The sequence below is a fragment of the Christensenella hongkongensis genome, from assembly GCF_000981035.1.
Classification (GTDB): Bacteria; Bacillota; Clostridia; order Christensenellales; family Christensenellaceae; genus Christensenella; species Christensenella hongkongensis.
On the sequence record NZ_LAYJ01000111.1, the window covers coordinates 42084 to 57988 of the forward strand.

The following is a 15905-nucleotide window of genomic DNA, read 5'->3' on the forward strand; positions in this document are numbered from 1 at the left end:
TATTGCAGTTTGTCAAAAGGCTGGTTACAGGCTTATGTGATAATCGTGCAGGCAAACCCATACGTTATTGCATTATTTCACGTCAGGTCAGACATTGCCTTCAAAGCCTGCTTACTGTGTGTGCAAAGGCGTTTTCATGCAACGGCCTGACCTGACGCCGGCATGGAACAGCCGTTACGCTTGGTGTGTAAAGCACGGAGCAGACTCCGGAAACAGCAACAGTGATAAATCACATCTATACTGCATCTGAACAGCCTGCATGCACGATATGGCATGGTATGATTTGCATAACCTGTTTTATGTTAAGTCGCTTTAAAAGATATCTATATTCAGAGGATCAAAACGGATCAGGCAACCGTCCTTGATGCAATAATTGCCGTAGATATTGGAAAAAACGGATAAACCGCGCAGGAAAAAGGGTTGGTCTATTTCAAGGAAATCACAAAATTCCTCATAAGTGCGAAGGCCCATCCGATAGCCCTGGAGAAGCTTTTCTACCGGCATGACTTTGAGCGTGGCCCAACGGTCAGCAACATATTCATATTTATTCTGGATATGCTTTTCGGCATGCAAAAGATTGATCACACATGTATTTTGGTGACCGAGCTCGTGGGCTTTGACCGCGTTTTTCTGCGCGGTATTATCGAGACTACTATTGAGCAAAATAGTCTTTCCGACCGTGAGTGCGTTGATGTCCGCGCGGAAGGGATAGGTTTCGAGCTTGATGCCGTTTTTGCGAATTTCTTCATCTAAAATATCGTCTAACATTTTCGTCCTCACCTCTTTGCTTTTATTATAGCAGGCAGGTGTGTCGAATTATGTCGAACGATGAAGCTTTGGAAAAAATTTTTAATTCGTTTTCCGGCGCTTATTATAGATCGCAATAATTTGCTCGATTTCAATGCGTTCTTCCTCGGTGAGCTGATCGTAACCCTTTGGAGCGGAAAGCGCGACAAGGGTTTCCTCGCCTGAAGGAGAAGGTTCGTCCGTCAGGCACAGGATGTAATCTACAGATACGCCGAAGATTTCCGACATCTTTTTGAGCGCTTTGATATCAGGCTCGTAATTTTCATTTTCCCAGCCGGAAAGCGCGCCCTGCGTAACGCCGAGCTGCTTGCACAGGTCGGTTTGCTTCAAGCCTTTTTGGTTTCTTAATTCTTTGATTCGATTCATAGGGGAAATAACCTCGAAATATTAACTTTATTAATATTCTAACGAAAAATGTCGGTTTTTTCAATGAAATAAATATTAGAAAAACTAATATAATCTATTGACATAATCAACACCGCGTGCTAATATTAGCTTAACTAATATTGAGTTTGCTAATATATTGGCTCGTAAAACAAATAAGGATACCGGTAATGGCAAATGCAGAGCATTGCCGAATGAGAAATGTAAAGAAATTTTGGAAAAGGAGTGGAAAAGGAAGATGAGAGGACGGATTACAGACCCGCCGTATATCAGTAATTGTATGGCGACAGGAGAAGAATACCCCGGGCGGTATCGGCCGCGGCTTGAAGAAATAGAGGAGCGCATGTATCTTTTGGAGGACGAGCGGCGCGACGTGGAGGACCTCGAGTGCCTGAGCGTGGACCTGAAAGAGGATGTGCTCGATTACTACGATGTTGAAATAAGAGCGTGCGAGCGGGAAATTGCATATCATGAAAACGGGTTTTGCAGGTAAAAGGAGAGAAAAATGGAAAAGGTGGAGCGCCTGTTATACAGGTTTGGAAATTTGAAAAAACAGATCAAAGAATGTAAGGATGAAATAAAAGAGCTGTTTGCTGAAAAATATTCCTGCATGGAGGGGCTGCTGCGCGTATCTGTGCCGGACAGCGAACGCGTAAAAGTAGAAAAAAAGGATGATCCTGTTTATTGTGTTGTACAGAAGATGGTGGACGTTTTCGACGACAGGATAACGCGGAAATCGGAACAGTTGAGGGATTTATGCTTTGATTTTGACGAGATCAAGCGGAAGGTGGACGAAGCGGGGCTTTCGGAGGTTGAATGCGAATATTTGAGACTGCGGTATATCGACAGGCTGAGCGTGGCCTGGATTGCCGATAAACAGGGGTATTCGGAACGGCAGACGCAGCGTATCCGTAAAAATTTGCTGAAGAAGCTTGCCGGGGGCGTGGCGTGAACGTGTCGCAGCTACGGCGCGCAAAGTCGGCTGATGCGTGATAGACTGGTATTATGAAGAAAATGCGGGGATATAACTGGGAAGAGCCCGGAAAACAGGGCTCTTTTTTATTGAAAAAAAGGAGGTAGCAATATGGAAGTATTCATTGTAGTGGGGATGATTGCAGCATTTTTTGCAGGGGCTTATGTGAGGCAGCCGTTTTGCATCGAAAAAAGAACGCGGGATACGATTCTGGAAAAGCCTGCACAGATTGATAAAAAGGACAGGCAGGCAGAGCAGCTGAATAACCTGATGAATTACAACGGAAGGAAACAATATCCGGAAGAGGAAGAATAAGAAAGCGGATAGCAAACAGGGATTTGGGCCGTTAGGCGGAAAAGCATGGGGAAATATGGTTTGGCGGCAAGGAACAGGGCAAGAAGAAGGAACCGAGAGTTTAAAAAAAGAGACAGGGAGGATGGGCCTGAAAAATGAGAATCAAAAAAGAAGCAAGTGAAATTTGGAAGGAATACGAAAGAGGAATCTCTTATAATACAGGGATCAACTTATATGACAACGTAGAGCGGAACAACAATTTTTTCAATGATAAACAGTGGGAGGGCGTGAACGCACCGGATCTTGATAAGCCGGTATTCAATTTTTTGAAGCCGGTGGTAAACTATTATACGGCAATGCTGATTTCGGATGATATCGCGACCAATGTGGAGTTGGCGAACCGGCCAGGCAATGGGGACGGGCAGAAAAAAAGGGGAAAAAAAGGAGCGCAGGCAGATGGGAAAAACGACCAGAAGGCATTGCGGGAGCAGCCTGTCGGCGGTTCGACTGATTTGCAGGCGGGAACGATTGGGGAACCCAGCCTGGATGAAAAAATTCCTAAAATTATCGCGCAGGAAGTGGATAACATCATCGAACGCTCTAATATGAAGTTTAAAAACAGGAAAATGATACGCAACTGCGCAGTGGACGGCGACGGGTGCTTTTATATCTGGTTTGACCCGGACGCTGAAACAGGCTTTGACTATAAGGGCGAAATTAAGGTAGACCTTGTGGACAACACAAACGTATTGTTTGGCAACCCATCTGAGGGTGAAGTGCAGGAGCAGCCGTATGTACTGATTGCTTACCGCAGGCTGACGGAAGAAGTGAAGGACGAGGCCCGCATGAACGGGATGAACCCGGACGAGGTGGTAGCGGATAATGAGAGCTACTATGTGAACACAGAAAAAGACAGGGACAACGACTATACGACGGTAGTCCTGAAAATGTGGAAAGAAAAAGGAACCGTACATATTATCAAGTGCACGAGGAATGCGGTGATCAAAAGAGAAGCTGATACGGAATATAAGCTGTATCCGTTGGCATGGCTGAGCTGGGAGACCATGAAAAATTGCTATCATGGGATTTCACCGCTGACAGGAAAGATACAAAACCAGATATTTGTCAACAAGCTTTATGCCATGGCGATGATGTATACGACGAAGATGGCGTTTCCCAAGATGCTTTATGACCGTACCAAGATAGCGGCGTGGGACAACCGGATCGGGAAGGCGATCGGCGTGGCGGGGAATCCGAACGAGGCGCTGTTTGCGAATTTCCAGTCTGCCGATATGAGCAACAATGTGATGAACATGGTGCAGTCTACCATCACGCAGACCAAAGAAATGATGGGAGCGTCGGACGCGGCTCTTGGAAATGTGAAGCCGGACAACACATCGGCAATTATTGCCGTGCAAAAGGCGGCGGGTATGCCGCTCGATATCCAAAGGATGGATTTTTACAATTTTGTGGAAAGCTGCGTTCGCATCTTTATCGAGATGATGCGCGTCGATTACGGGACGCGTTGCGTTACGCTGACGGACAATGAGGGAAATGTGACAAAGGAGGAATTTGATTTCGGCCTGCTGAAAAATTATGCGCTGAATTTAAAAATCGATATTGGGCAGGGCTCCTATTGGTCTGAGTTGATGCAGGTTCAGACGCTTGACAGTATGATGAAAAACAAGATTATACCGGATGCGTTAACGTATCTGGAGGCTGTGCCGGAGGGGTATATCAAGAATAAGAATAAGATCGTTGAAAGTATACGGCAGGCGCAGGGCGCAGCAGGGGGAATGATGGGCGCCGGGATAGATGGAATGCCGGAAATGCCTAGAGGACAGGCGATGGGATCGCCGCCCTCCGCATCCGGCGTGCAGGGAGAAGGCGCAATGCCAAATCCCGCAGACATGAGCGACGAAGAGTTGCAGGCATTCATTGCCGACATGAAGGGGCAGATGGGAGATACAGAAGAAGGAACTGGAGAAAGCCCGGATGTAAAAGGCATGAGCGATGAGGAATTACAGGAATTTATCCGGGAGAACAAAGCACGGATGGATATGGGGACTGACGGGGCGACGGAGGCTGAGGAAGCGGACGGCCCACCGGACGGTAGTTTTTCTGCGGAAGAGCTGATGAAAATTCTGGAGGAACTGAAAACGCTTAAACCGCAGGCGGCAATCGAGGCAGTAGAAAAGCTGGAGACGACCGAGGAACAGAAAATGTGGCTGGTCAGCGAGCTGGAACGGCAAAGCGGAAAAATGAAATAACGAAACGGGCATACAAAGGATACGCATGGCGATGGAAGGCAATGCGTATTTTTTGTGCGGAAAAAGAGGAGAGAAAATGGCAAATACGAACAAGAAACCGGATTGGTGGTATGACAAAAAGCGCTGGCAGGGAATGCCGGGCGGCGGGCCCGCGACAGGCGGGAACCAGAAACAGGAAAAAAAGACAAGCAATACAAAAACCAAGCCGTCAGGCGTGGACGGATACAACACAAGCAAGCGAAGCGAGCCGTCGCGCCCGGCGAAAAGCCAGGCTAAGAAAAGCAGCGGGAATACATCGCGTCAAAGCGAAACACAAAATAAAACAAACAGTACGAATGAGCCTGAGCAATCGCAATGGAAGCCGGGCTGGAAGAGCAGGCCGTCCGGCGTTATGGGACTTAATATGGAGCCGGAGATCAAACCGGCGGGACAGCTGAAAGAACAGACACAGCCGATATGGGGCGCAAAGCAGGCGGAAAACGGTTTTGACAATCAATTTGGAATGGTAAAAAAGCAGGATGGGAATAAAACCGCAAAACCCAATGAGAATCAGGAAAAGCAACGAAAAGACAAGCTTTGGGAAGCCGTATTCACAAAGCCGATGTGGGAATGGCTCAATGAGCTTAAAAAAGAAGATAAGGGCCCGTTTTTATCTGATGAGGAGTTGAACAAAAGAAAAGAAGAAGAGGAGGCGAAAGCACAGGAGGAACGGGCAAAAAAGAAAGAAGAGAAAGACCGATTTGAAGCTGAATATGGAAAGCTGAGCGAGGACATTGGAAACGCGTTGAAGGGCGTGAGCGAGGATGAATACTGGGCAGGCGTGGAAAACGGAAGAAAAAAAGCCGCGGCAGATGATTTTAATAATATGGCGGGAGGCTACCAACAGACTGCCAAGGATGCACAGATAAATGGTATTAGCTTTATGAATACGGGAGGCTACCATCCTGAAAGGATGATGTCACAGATTGCCAAAAATGCAGAGCTTGGGACACAGGAAGAAAATATGCTTGCGTATTTATCCGGAACAGGGCAAACAGAGCTTTATGACAAAACGCTTCAGTTGTTCGAGCAAAAAAAGAAATATACCGACGAGGCGGGCGAAACACTGGAGAAAGAACGTGACGAGTTGCGTGCACACCCGCTGGAGATGAAGCCGGAAAAAACGGCGGAGGAATATGAAACAGAGCAAAAGGCATTGGAGAAGCGGCTTAAAGAGGAGCGTTCGGCAAGGGCTGAAAGCACGAAGGAGCAGACCGCGAAGGCGGGCAGGATACAGGCGCTTCAAGAGCAGATAGACAATACGAAATTCCTGAAGGAGCATGCTGTAAATTACGGACAGGCCATGCAAAAGGCAGAGGAGCTGAGGGATTACGAAGCGATGGCAGGGCAGCCGGGATTTGAGGAAAAAGCGGCAAGGGGCAAGGCGCGGCTGGCCGAAGCGGAATCGAGATCGACAGGCGAATTTGATCCGTTCCACGAGGGGAACGAGGTGGTTTCTCAGATTAACCTCAATGGAAGCTCTTATGCAACGGATGAGCAGAAAGACGTATTTTATGCAATTTACGACGACAAGGGCTTGCCGGAGGCGCTGAATTACCTGGACCTTATCCGTGGCGAAGTGAGCGCGAAAGCCGGAGCGGAGGTGGTAGAGGCGATCAAAGAGAAGGATGATCCATGGATGAAGCGGTATATGCTGGGCACGACGGCAGCGGGGGCGGGACTGGAAAGCTTTTTGGGCTCTATGAGGCAGACCACGGACCTTATACGGGGAAGCACGCTGGCAGTGGAGGACGGGATGTATAACGCGGCGCGGAACGAGTACAGGCCGGAGCTTACGGAGGTGGACGGACTGTGGAACGACGTGGTATATAACGTATCGAACGCGGCGCCGGCGATTGCCGCGGGGGCGGTGAACCCCATATTTGGAACGGCAGTATCGGCGGCGAACGCGTTTGGCGGAGCGGTAAACCAATCGTTGAAGGAAGGAAAGCCTGTGGACAAGGCGGTGGCTTACGGAGCGGCGGTAGGTGTGCTGGAAGGAACGACGCAGTATTTGATCGGTGGTATTTCCAAGTTGGGCGGAATGGAAAAAACAGCGGAGAAATTTTTACTGAACTCAAACAAGGTGATTGAAAACACCTTTAAAAGCAAGGCTGGACAGGAAATTCTGAAGTATTTGCTTCAACAGGGAATTGACAGCGGAGGAGAATTTACACAGGAAAGCATGCAGTCGTTTTTGGAGCCAGTACTGAGGAACCTGATTTTTGGGGAGAACAACGAGATCAAACTATTTACAGAGGAGCAGCTGTATAGCGGGCTGGTTGGCGCGCTGACATCGATTGTGGCAAACGGGGCTGGAAAAGGAATGGACGCAATGGGCCGCGGGCTTGGGATCACCGGAAGGACAGGGACACAAACGGGCGATATGGAAAGCGCGGGAGCAACCAACCTTTTGGAGGGAACGGGAACGCCGATTCTGGATTCCCTCGTGGGAAAGGATGTGATGGAGGGAATTAAGGAGAGAACCGGTCATACAGGCGCAGAAAATACAGAGAACACGGCAACTGTGGCGGTGCAAAACGGAACAGCGGCAGAAGCGGCAGGAGGAATTGACACAGCATTGAACGGAACGCCGATGCTGGATATGCTGTCTGGCAAGGAAGCGGCAGATGGGCTTAGAGGACAGAGCGGGGACGCTGCGGCTGTGCAGGAAGGAACCGCCGGATCGGACATTGACGCGGGACTGACAGGCAAAGGAAACAGGGCGACGCCGGGGCTTTTGAGTGAAGAAACGCTGGCTGAGGCGACGCAGGCACTGGCGGGCAAGGAGACCGGGATTGACGGCGCGAGGACAGCAGACAGCCAACCGAAAAGCGCGGCACAGGAGATCATGGAGTATTTTGATACGCCGGAGGGGAAGAAGTTCACGGATGCAGAGGGGCGCGGGGAAGTAAGCCTTGAGGAAATGATTGGGAAAGCCGCGCGGGAGCAGCAGGGCATGACGCAGGGAGAAGCGGAAGCGGCGGCAAGAGAAATTGTAGGGGAAATGACGGGAGAAAGAAATGGTGAGATTGACGATATATTTGACCATGATATAATGAAGGAAGAAGACTTCACCATTCAAAGCCGCAACAATGCAAATGGTAATCCCAACGCAATCTTACACATGGGAGCGGATTTAAACAACAGACAAAAAAGATTGATAGAGAAATTGCCGGATTATGATAGCAGAATCATAGTTAAGAAAAGCGAAGTCAGTATGATTGACTTAGCCGCAATGACTGCAAAAACCGGAGTGGAATTTGCAATGTTTACCAAAGGCGGACAACGAATGATTGTACGGGGAAATAAAGGGCAAGTAAACATCAACCCGCAAATGGCGCGAGAACTTGCAGAGCAGGGATACAAGTGGAGCGGACATACACATCCGGGGACAAACGATAATTGCTTAATTGCGTCAGACGGGGACAAAGTAATTTTATCGTGCTTTGGACAGGAAATAGGGTATATTTATAATTCTAAAGGACAATGGACATATTTTGAAAGGAGCGAAAAGTATGAAAAATAGATTAGCAATGTATTTTAATGACTATGCGAATGAAATTAAAGATTATTGTATTGAAAATGGCTTGAGTTTTGAGAAAGCAAAGAAACTATCTAGGTGTGGTGGAAAGGATTTTCTAGTACTTCAACACCCGGATGAGGACGGAAAGATTGGTATGTGGGAGCCAATGCCGGTGGTGATTTGGATAAGGAAAGACGGAGATAAATTGAAGTTTGAGCAAACAGAGTATACCAAGCGGTATCTGGCAATGGATGAATAGGCGGCTTGAAAAGAGCGATATGAAAGCGGGATATGAAGAGTTGAATTTTGTAAGATTACGGGAGCGTCGGTACCGTGTCCGTCAGGGGGCAGGTAATGTCCGGAAAAATATCGTATAATGGTAACATGGAAACAGAGGCCGGAAAGAGCGAAGAAAACCGCTCTTTTTTTATGCCTTAAAGTAAAGGAGGACAGCATAATGAACAGGGACGTTTGCGGTGAATGCGGATGCTCGCTGCGTGTGACAGGAAGCAGGAACGTTGTGGAAGGAGACGATTCGAAAGAAACGCCGACACGGCTGTTTGCGGTATTGACACTGGAATGTGTAAACCCGAAGTGCATTGCATACGGCGTGAAATCAGAAATACGAAATGAACAACCGCTTGGATAGCGGGATTGCCGGAACCGGCGAGGAAGGCCGCGTTCTTAAGGTACAGGAAAGGAAACACCATGGAAGATATGATTACACAGGAGATCGAGGACACGCCGGCAGAGGAAATGTCGGCGGAACAGGAAGCTGATTTTGAAAAAGTGTTTGACAGCGATACGCAGGCGGCGGACGCCATGAAAAAAACAGAGAAGGCAGATCGAATGGACAACACAGACATCAGCGAAACAGATATTGAAGACGCTTCGAGCGAAGAAAATAAAAACGCTTCAAGCGACAATATGGGAGTAAAGGTCTTTTTAGACGGACAGGAATATGTGTTTTCCAAAGAAGAAATAGAAAACCAGAAAAATACTCCCAACGAAGAACAAAGAATTTTGGAACGACTTGCAGAGCAAGCGGGGATAAGCAAGGAAGAACTGATATCGAGGGCGGAACAGGCTGAGGACGAAGCAAAATGCGCGATGAGGGCGCAGCAGTTGAGCGGACAGGGCTATGATTATGAAATGGCAGAGCATATTGCCCGGATTGAGCTGGAAAACGCAAGGTATAAAAACAATCCGGGAAACGATCCGCAAATGAAGGAAAAGGCGATTGTTTTTTCCGGAATCGACGAGTTTGAACGGATGTATCCCGATGTTGAGGATTTGCCTGACACTGTGGTAGAAGAAATACGCGCGGGGGCATCTCCGGTGGCGGCGTACCAGAATTATTTGCTCGAGGAGCGTGAGCAGGAGCTTCGCGCTTTGAAACATGAAAAAAAGAATAGAGAGAAATTACCAGGGAGCGTGAAAGGCCTGGGCGTGGAAGCGGAGGATCCGTTTATCACAGAATTAATGAAATAAAAAGGAGAATATAATATGGCAGTTAATTTGGCAGGAAAATACAGCAATAAGATCGCAGAAAAATTTACAAAGGAAAGCTATGTGGCGGGTAATGCCTCGATGGAATATGATTTTGCAGGTGTGAAATCGATCTCAATTTATACGCCCCAGACGGTTGATCTTAACGACTATAAGCGCAGCGGGGAAAACCGTTTTGGAACGCCGGTTGAGATGCAGGACACTGTGCAGGAGGTAGAGCTTTCACAGGACAAGGGATTTTCAATCACAATCGACAAAGGCAACAATGTGGACCAGATGAATACAAAGGGTGCGGCGAAGATGCTGAACGCACAGATCAAGGAGCAGGTGGTTCCCTACATGGACAAATATACGTTGAGACGCTGGGCTGAGCAGGCGGGAACCATCGCGGGGACAGACGCGCCTACGAAGGAAACGATTGTAGAGAAAATTTTTGAAGGCGCAAAGGTGCTGGACAACGAGCTTGTACCTGATCAGGAAAGGGTACTTTATATCCCGACCACGTATTACAATATGCTGAGACTTTCCAAGGAATTTCTGGCGGTAGATACGCTGGCGGAAAAGGCGCTTGCAAAAGGCTATGTAGGTATGATCGCAGATATGCAGGCAATCAAAGTACCGGATGTGTACTTCCCGGAAGGCGTTTATTTCCTGATTACATTTAAGGGCTCGGTGATTAACCCGAACAAGATCAAGACGATGCGCGTGCTGAACGACGTCGCTGGAATCGACGGAAACGTGCTTGAAGGAAGAAATTATTTTGACGCGTTTGTACTGGGCGCAAAGGCGGGCGGCGTATATGCGGCTGTTGACACCGCGAAGGTGCTTGCGGCGCCAAAGATTGCGATTGCGTCGAACGCGGCGACGATCACGGCGGTATCCGGCGTGACATTCAAATACACGGTGGACGGGACAGATCCAAGGTATTCCAAATCCGTAAAAACCTATACGGCGGCGGTTTCTTTGGAATCGGGACAGACAATCAAAGCGTTTGCGGAAAAAGAGGGAAGCTACCGCAGCGCACTGGCACAGGCTGTGAATGCGTAAGAAATAGAAAAAAGGAAAGCAGCCATATATATATGGCTGCTTTCCAAAATTATCAGAAGGAGAAATTCGGTTTACCAGGGTTCGCCAGGGCAATTACAGGTCGCACCGTCACGGTTCAGGTAACCGCCGTGGCCTTCGTCGTCAACAAAGCTGATATATACCTGTTTGGTAGAATCTTTAGCGCGCTCTTCGGCTTCTTTGATGGCCTGTTCTTTTGCCAGATTATCCAAATAGATTTCTGTTCCCTCTGAGGGATCGCGTACGATTATTTTGTATGTCATAATGAGACCTCCTTACAATCTGTTTTTTTTTACATAATACTTATAAACACATTTGGAGGGATAAGCACATTAATTTCATTAAATGTAAAAATTTTTTAGCTATGGGAGAGCGGCAAAATGACAGAAAGGCAACAACGTTTTTGCAGGGAATATATCAAGGATGAGAACGCAACACAAGCGGCGTTGCGAGCGGGGTACAGTGAAAAAAGGGCGCGGCGGACGGCACAGGCGATACTGGCTGACAAACGGGTGAGACGATATATAGATGAATTAAAGAACAATGAGAAGAACAGGAAGCTGGCACAGACATGGGAAATATTACAGTATTTTACTGCGTTGATGCGTGACGAGGTGTTTGAACAGCGCATCGAAGTTGACCAGGAGACAGGGCAGGAAATACTGGTCAGGCAGCCGGTTAAGGTGGCTGACAGGACAAAGGCGGCAGAATTTTTGGCCAAGTATTACAGAATACTCGATGAGAAAGAAGAAGACAAGGGCGAGGATGTGATTCGAGTAGAGCTTGACGACAACATTAAGGAGTGGGCGAAATGAAGGCTGTACTGAAAATGGTAAAGCCATACCCCAAGCAGGCAAAATTTTTTGCGGAGAACGCAAAGTATGTGGCATACGGAGGGGCGCGCGGCGGCGGGAAAAGCTGGGCGGCGCGCATGAAGGTGGTGTTGCTGGCGCTTAATTACGACGGGATACAGATATTGCTATTGCGGCGTACGCTGCCGGAATTGAGGGAAAACCATGTGATCGTGCTATTGGGCCTCCTGAAAGGGATTGCAAAATACAAGGAAAGCACACGCGAGTTTTTGTTTCCGAACGGAAGCAGGTTAAAACTCGGATATTGTGCAGGAGAGCAGGATGTTTTACAATACCAGGGGCAGGCATACGACGTGATTTTTATGGAGGAAGCGACGCAGTTTACGGAATTTCAGTACCAGACGCTCACGGAGTCAAACCGCTCGTCAGGGCTTTGCAGGAAACAATTTTTACCGAGGATGTATTTGACTTGTAATCCGGGCGGCGTAGGGCACGCATGGGTGAAGAGGCTTTTTATAGACAGGGAATACCGTGAAAGCGAGCGGGAGCAGGACTATGCGTTTATACAATCGCTTGTTTATGAAAATGATTTTTTGATGAAGCATTCGCCGGACTATGTGCGAACACTGGAAAATTTGCCGGAGGACCGGAAAAAGGCAATGCTATACGGGGACTGGGATATCTTTGAAGGACAATATTTTGGAGAGTTCAAGCGCGAAATACACGTAGTGCAGCCGTTTGTGATACCGCAACACTGGCGCAGGTATGTGACGCTTGACTATGGGCTCGATATGCTGGCCTGTTACTGGATCGCAATGGACGAAAGGGAGAATGCGTTTGTATATAAAGAGCTGTATGAAAGCGGGCTGAAGGTATCCGACGCGGCGCAAAAAATTATAGAGATGACGGATGAACCGGTTTACGCGTATTATGCCCCGCCGGATTTGTGGAACAGGCACAGCGATACGGGGAAAAGTACGGCGGAAATATTTTCCGAACAGGGAATACTGCTTGCCCGGGCCAGTAACGACAGGGTGCAGGGGTGGTACAATTTGAAGGAATGGTTAAAGCCATATGAGGTATCAAACGAAGCAAATAAACAAATGATACAGGATAATAAGGAGCGGGACGCGCATTTGAAAATTTTTGAAAACTGCGTCAACCTGATCAGGACGCTTCCTGCTTTGCGCTACGATGGTAAGAATCCGAATGATTGCGCACGCGAGCCGCATGAATTGACTCACGCGCCGGACGCGATTCGTTATTTTGTGGCAGGAAGGCCAATACCTGCCGACACGATTGCTCCACAGGGCAGGCATGATTTTGATTATGACGAGCAGCTTGCCGAACTGCTGGAATTTGGACAATAAGCCTGAAATGGATGTCGGATGGACGGCGGGCGGCGTCGGATAAAATATAGTAACATGATAGTATGGAAAAAGTGGAAGGACGAAATAATTCGTCCTTTTTTCATGCGCAGAATCGAGGATATCTGCAAATGCGGAAAGGAAAAGATATGGAAGATAAAATAACAGTGAGGGATCTGTTGCGGCAGGCAATGTCTGTAATGGGTGAGGAAGCCGGATATGAAAGCGGATATGCGACATTTACAGTGAATCTTGTAAACCAGCTGATGATAGATTGCTTTGAGTGCAATAATACGCGCAGAATTTTTACCGGAAAGGAACCTTTGGAAGAAATTCCGGCAGTAAAAAATATGGAGGATATCATCCCTTTTGAGCATGAAGTAATCAGTGGTGTGATGAGTTATGGGCTGGCTTACTGGCTGCTTTTTCAGGACGATGAAAATGACAAAGCCAATATTTGTAACGCAAATTATGAAACGAACAAGATCAAATATGCAAAGGCGGTCACGGAAGAGGTAGAGGACGTTTACGGAGGTGATGGGATATGACAGTTGGAGCAAAGCTTCCGCCTTCCAACGGAACCAAGGCAATAGAGTTCAAGGAGTTTAAAGGAGCGGATTTTGAAAGCGAAATTGGCGCTGTATCTTTATCGCGTTCCCCTGACTGCCTGAACATGATATCGGATCAGAGCGGGAGGCCGGTGAAACGGTTTGGTTATGAAAAGCTGTTACAGCTACAGGGCAGGATAAACGGTATATTCCGGTTATCCCATTTGAACGACAAAAAAGAACGAGAAGAAAAGCGATTAATTCATAGCGGCGACAAGCTGTATTTATGGAAGGACGATAATACGACCACTGAGCTATACACAGGCATGAACGATATGCGAAGCTGTGCATTTCAAATGGAGAGCCAGTTATGGATATTGGATGGAAAAAAGATGATGCGTTATGACGGAAAGGTTGCAGAGCCGGTGGAAAAAACAGCGTACGTGCCGACATCCACGATCGCTGCGCCGCCATCTGGGGGAGGCGAGACCAAGGATCAGTTTAACCTGCTGACGCCGCTGCGGATCAATAAATTTTTGGGCAATACGAGCGCAACGGTATACCAGCTCGATTCGACTGATATTTCTGGAGTGGAAAAATGCGAAAAGCTCGAAGCGAACGGAAACTGGTCTGTAATTCAATCGTGGAGCGTTGAACCCAAGTCCGGGAGAGTGACGTTTGCAGGAGCTATTGGGAACTCTCCGGTAACTGGGGAAGATAATGTACGCATTACCTATAAAAAGGAGAATCAAAAAGAAAATCAGGCGGACAAGATCAACAAGTGTACGACGGGCGTGCTATGGGGACTGGGGGGATATAACAGGTTATTTGTTGCGGGGAATCCGGATTATGTCAACCAGGATTTTGTATCGGATTTTACCGACGGAACGCAGGCGCTGCCTACCTACTTCCCGGAAAATATGTACGCCCAGGTTGGACAGGACAATACGAAAATCATTGGGTACCTGCGGAGCGGAAACGAGCTGGCGATTTTGAAGGAAGATAACGAGCAGGATGCGACCGTGTTCCTGAGATCGGCAACATTAAAAGATGACATTACAGTTCTTTTCCCGCTGAAAACCGGACTTGCAGGCGTAGGTGCGGTTTCTCCGTATTGCATGAAGGATCTGAGGGACGACCATATGTATCTCTCGAAGCAAGGAGTATTTGCAATTACTACGAACGCGGTGACGGCCCAGCAGTATGCACAGGCAAGAAGCGAGCTGATTAATAAAAAGCTGTGCAGGGAACCAAAGCTCGAGGAAGCCGTGGCGGTAGAATATCAGGGATATCTTTATATCGCGGTAAATGGGCACGTTTATGTGGCGGACGCCGCGCAGCGAAACTACAAAGGAAAGAATGCCGAGCAATACCAGTATGAATGGTATTACTGGGAGAATGTGCCTGCGCGATGTTGGTATAAGGAAAACGAAAGATTGCTGTTTGGTACTGATGATGGATGTGTGATGAGGTTTTATAATGCGAAAATTTCATCGTCGTATAATGACGACGGAAAAGCGATCACCGCGTATTGGATGACGCCGGCAATCGCTTTTGACACATATACAAAATACAAAACGGTGCGCAGGATTTACACAAAGCTGAACCCGTACGCAAGGTCGAGTGTCAAGCTCTATCTGAAAGAGGATGGGGGCGAGGTTCTGGTGGATGATAAAAAAGCGGACATCATGAACTGGGATGATGTGGATTTTGAACGGTTTACATTCAACACCAATACGGATGTAAATATTATTTATACAAAGGTAAAGGCGAAAAAGATCATTACAACGCAGTTTAAATTCGAAAATGATGTATTGGATGAAGCGTTTGGAATTTATGGAGCGACGGTCTACTATGACCTGAAGACAAAGGTAAAATAGGTAATGTGAAGGAGAAAAGAATGAATATTGATAAATTGAAATTTACAGATGCGGATTTTAACGGACAGGATGTTTCCAGCCTGCCGGATAATCCTTCTGCTGAAGGCATATCCGCTTCTGAACTGAAGGAGCGATTCGACAATATTGGGAAGATGATGATCGCGCTTGGAAAACACAATGAACTGATCGATGCGCTGATGGATACGGAAGCGGGGAAAAGCGGTGCGGAAAATATTGGCGTTTCAACAATTTTTGGTGCGGAAGGAACGAACGTACAGGATGTTTTGGAAAGTGTCAGGAGACTGGAAGTTGAGGACAAGGCGGAATTATTGCAAAAATTCAACGAATATGTTGCGAAAACCGATATTGTCCAGATGAGGGGACGGTCAACGACAGCGGTGATGAGCCAGAAGGCGGTGACAGACGCGATT

At 47.6% G+C, this 15905-nt stretch carries 17 protein-coding genes; 14 read left to right on the forward strand and 3 right to left on the reverse strand.

Features of this window, described 5'->3' with window-relative positions; all coding sequences use genetic code 11:
* Positions 1-312: 312 nt before the first annotated feature.
* A complete protein-coding gene (locus CHK_RS09985) occupies positions 313-768 on the reverse strand; it encodes a hypothetical protein (protein ID WP_046443919.1) in 456 nt (151 codons plus the stop codon).
* A gap of 81 nt (positions 769-849) precedes the next feature.
* Positions 850-1173 carry a helix-turn-helix transcriptional regulator gene (locus CHK_RS15770; protein ID WP_052740507.1) on the reverse strand — a complete coding sequence of 108 codons (324 nt, stop codon included), beginning with the start codon at positions 1171-1173 and terminating at the stop codon, positions 850-852.
* A 256-nt stretch (positions 1174-1429) separates the two neighbouring features.
* Between CHK_RS15770 and CHK_RS09995 the strand changes: the two genes are divergently transcribed.
* The 9 genes from CHK_RS09995 to CHK_RS10035 all read left to right on the forward strand — a co-directional run bounded on the left by CHK_RS09995 (position 1430) and on the right by CHK_RS10035 (position 10849).
* Positions 1430-1684, forward strand: coding sequence for a hypothetical protein (locus tag CHK_RS09995; RefSeq protein ID WP_046443920.1), 255 nt, complete (start codon positions 1430-1432; stop codon positions 1682-1684).
* 12 nt (positions 1685-1696) lie between these two features.
* Positions 1697-2143 carry a hypothetical protein gene (locus tag CHK_RS10000; RefSeq protein WP_046443921.1) on the forward strand — a complete coding sequence of 149 codons (447 nt, stop codon included), beginning with the start codon at positions 1697-1699 and terminating at the stop codon, positions 2141-2143.
* A 132-nt stretch (positions 2144-2275) separates the two neighbouring features.
* Entirely contained in the window at positions 2276-2479 is a 204-nt protein-coding gene (locus tag CHK_RS10005; protein ID WP_046443922.1) for a hypothetical protein, read from the forward strand.
* 134 nt (positions 2480-2613) lie between these two features.
* Positions 2614-4728 carry a hypothetical protein gene (locus tag CHK_RS10010; RefSeq protein WP_046443923.1) on the forward strand — a complete coding sequence of 705 codons (2115 nt, stop codon included), beginning with the start codon at positions 2614-2616 and terminating at the stop codon, positions 4726-4728.
* Positions 4729-4804: 76 nt separating this feature from the next.
* A complete protein-coding gene (locus tag CHK_RS10015; protein ID WP_131924996.1) occupies positions 4805-8296 on the forward strand; it encodes a hypothetical protein in 3492 nt (1163 codons plus the stop codon).
* Positions 8286-8552, forward strand: a complete 267-nt coding sequence (locus CHK_RS10020) for a hypothetical protein (RefSeq protein WP_046443925.1) — start codon at positions 8286-8288, stop codon at positions 8550-8552. The genes CHK_RS10015 and CHK_RS10020 overlap by 11 nt, the downstream gene beginning before the upstream one ends.
* Positions 8553-8750: 198 nt before the next feature.
* Positions 8751-8942 carry a hypothetical protein gene (locus tag CHK_RS10025; RefSeq protein ID WP_046443926.1) on the forward strand — a complete coding sequence of 64 codons (192 nt, stop codon included), beginning with the start codon at positions 8751-8753 and terminating at the stop codon, positions 8940-8942.
* Positions 8943-9001: 59 nt separating this feature from the next.
* Positions 9002-9784: a hypothetical protein gene (locus CHK_RS10030; protein ID WP_046443927.1), complete on the forward strand. Its 783-nt coding sequence runs from the start codon at positions 9002-9004 to the stop codon at positions 9782-9784.
* 15 nt (positions 9785-9799) lie between these two features.
* A complete protein-coding gene (locus tag CHK_RS10035) occupies positions 9800-10849 on the forward strand; it encodes a chitobiase/beta-hexosaminidase C-terminal domain-containing protein (protein WP_046443928.1) in 1050 nt (349 codons plus the stop codon).
* A gap of 71 nt (positions 10850-10920) precedes the next feature.
* Here the strand turns inward: CHK_RS10035 and CHK_RS10040 are convergent, their stop codons facing one another.
* A complete protein-coding gene (locus CHK_RS10040) occupies positions 10921-11130 on the reverse strand; it encodes a hypothetical protein (RefSeq protein ID WP_046443929.1) in 210 nt (69 codons plus the stop codon).
* A 117-nt stretch (positions 11131-11247) separates the two neighbouring features.
* Between CHK_RS10040 and CHK_RS10045 the strand changes: the two genes are divergently transcribed.
* From CHK_RS10045 to CHK_RS10065, 5 genes are all read left to right on the forward strand, one after another.
* Positions 11248-11682, forward strand: a complete 435-nt coding sequence (locus tag CHK_RS10045) for a terminase small subunit (protein ID WP_046443930.1) — start codon at positions 11248-11250, stop codon at positions 11680-11682.
* On the forward strand, positions 11679-13049 hold the full coding sequence (locus tag CHK_RS15775) for a phage terminase large subunit (RefSeq protein ID WP_052740508.1): 1371 nt from the start codon (positions 11679-11681) through the stop codon (positions 13047-13049). Before CHK_RS10045 ends, CHK_RS15775 begins: the two co-directional genes overlap by 4 nt.
* Before the next feature lie 128 nt (positions 13050-13177).
* A complete protein-coding gene (locus CHK_RS10055; RefSeq protein ID WP_131924999.1) occupies positions 13178-13594 on the forward strand; it encodes a hypothetical protein in 417 nt (138 codons plus the stop codon).
* Positions 13591-15474 carry a hypothetical protein gene (locus CHK_RS10060; protein WP_046443932.1) on the forward strand — a complete coding sequence of 628 codons (1884 nt, stop codon included), beginning with the start codon at positions 13591-13593 and terminating at the stop codon, positions 15472-15474. The genes CHK_RS10055 and CHK_RS10060 overlap by 4 nt, the downstream gene beginning before the upstream one ends.
* A 20-nt stretch (positions 15475-15494) precedes the next feature.
* Positions 15495-15905, forward strand: a 411-nt coding sequence (locus tag CHK_RS10065) for a hypothetical protein (protein ID WP_046443933.1), incomplete at its 3' end; no start/stop codon positions are given.

Bases quoted from the DNA above. Each gene is read 5' to 3' on its own strand.
- CHK_RS10020 (WP_046443925.1), top strand. From the start codon at position 8,286: ATGAAAAATAGATTAGCAATGTATTTTAATGACTATGCGAATGAAATT.
- CHK_RS10010 (WP_046443923.1), top strand. From the start codon at position 2,614: ATGAGAATCAAAAAAGAAGCAAGTGAAATTTGGAAGGAATACGAAAGA.
- CHK_RS10025 (WP_046443926.1), top strand. From the start codon at position 8,751: ATGAACAGGGACGTTTGCGGTGAATGCGGATGCTCGCTGCGTGTGACA.
- CHK_RS09995 (WP_046443920.1), top strand. From the start codon at position 1,430: ATGAGAGGACGGATTACAGACCCGCCGTATATCAGTAATTGTATGGCG.
- CHK_RS10030 (WP_046443927.1), top strand. From the start codon at position 9,002: ATGGAAGATATGATTACACAGGAGATCGAGGACACGCCGGCAGAGGAA.
- CHK_RS15770 (WP_052740507.1), bottom strand. From the start codon at position 1,173: ATGAATCGAATCAAAGAATTAAGAAACCAAAAAGGCTTGAAGCAAACC.
- CHK_RS10045 (WP_046443930.1), top strand. From the start codon at position 11,248: ATGACAGAAAGGCAACAACGTTTTTGCAGGGAATATATCAAGGATGAG.
- CHK_RS10005 (WP_046443922.1), top strand. From the start codon at position 2,276: ATGGAAGTATTCATTGTAGTGGGGATGATTGCAGCATTTTTTGCAGGG.
- CHK_RS10015 (WP_131924996.1), top strand. From the start codon at position 4,805: ATGGCAAATACGAACAAGAAACCGGATTGGTGGTATGACAAAAAGCGC.
- CHK_RS15775 (WP_052740508.1), top strand. From the start codon at position 11,679: ATGAAGGCTGTACTGAAAATGGTAAAGCCATACCCCAAGCAGGCAAAA.
- CHK_RS09985 (WP_046443919.1), bottom strand. From the start codon at position 768: ATGTTAGACGATATTTTAGATGAAGAAATTCGCAAAAACGGCATCAAG.
- CHK_RS10035 (WP_046443928.1), top strand. From the start codon at position 9,800: ATGGCAGTTAATTTGGCAGGAAAATACAGCAATAAGATCGCAGAAAAA.
- CHK_RS10060 (WP_046443932.1), top strand. From the start codon at position 13,591: ATGACAGTTGGAGCAAAGCTTCCGCCTTCCAACGGAACCAAGGCAATA.
- CHK_RS10000 (WP_046443921.1), top strand. From the start codon at position 1,697: ATGGAAAAGGTGGAGCGCCTGTTATACAGGTTTGGAAATTTGAAAAAA.
- CHK_RS10055 (WP_131924999.1), top strand. From the start codon at position 13,178: ATGCGGAAAGGAAAAGATATGGAAGATAAAATAACAGTGAGGGATCTG.
- CHK_RS10040 (WP_046443929.1), bottom strand. From the start codon at position 11,130: ATGACATACAAAATAATCGTACGCGATCCCTCAGAGGGAACAGAAATC.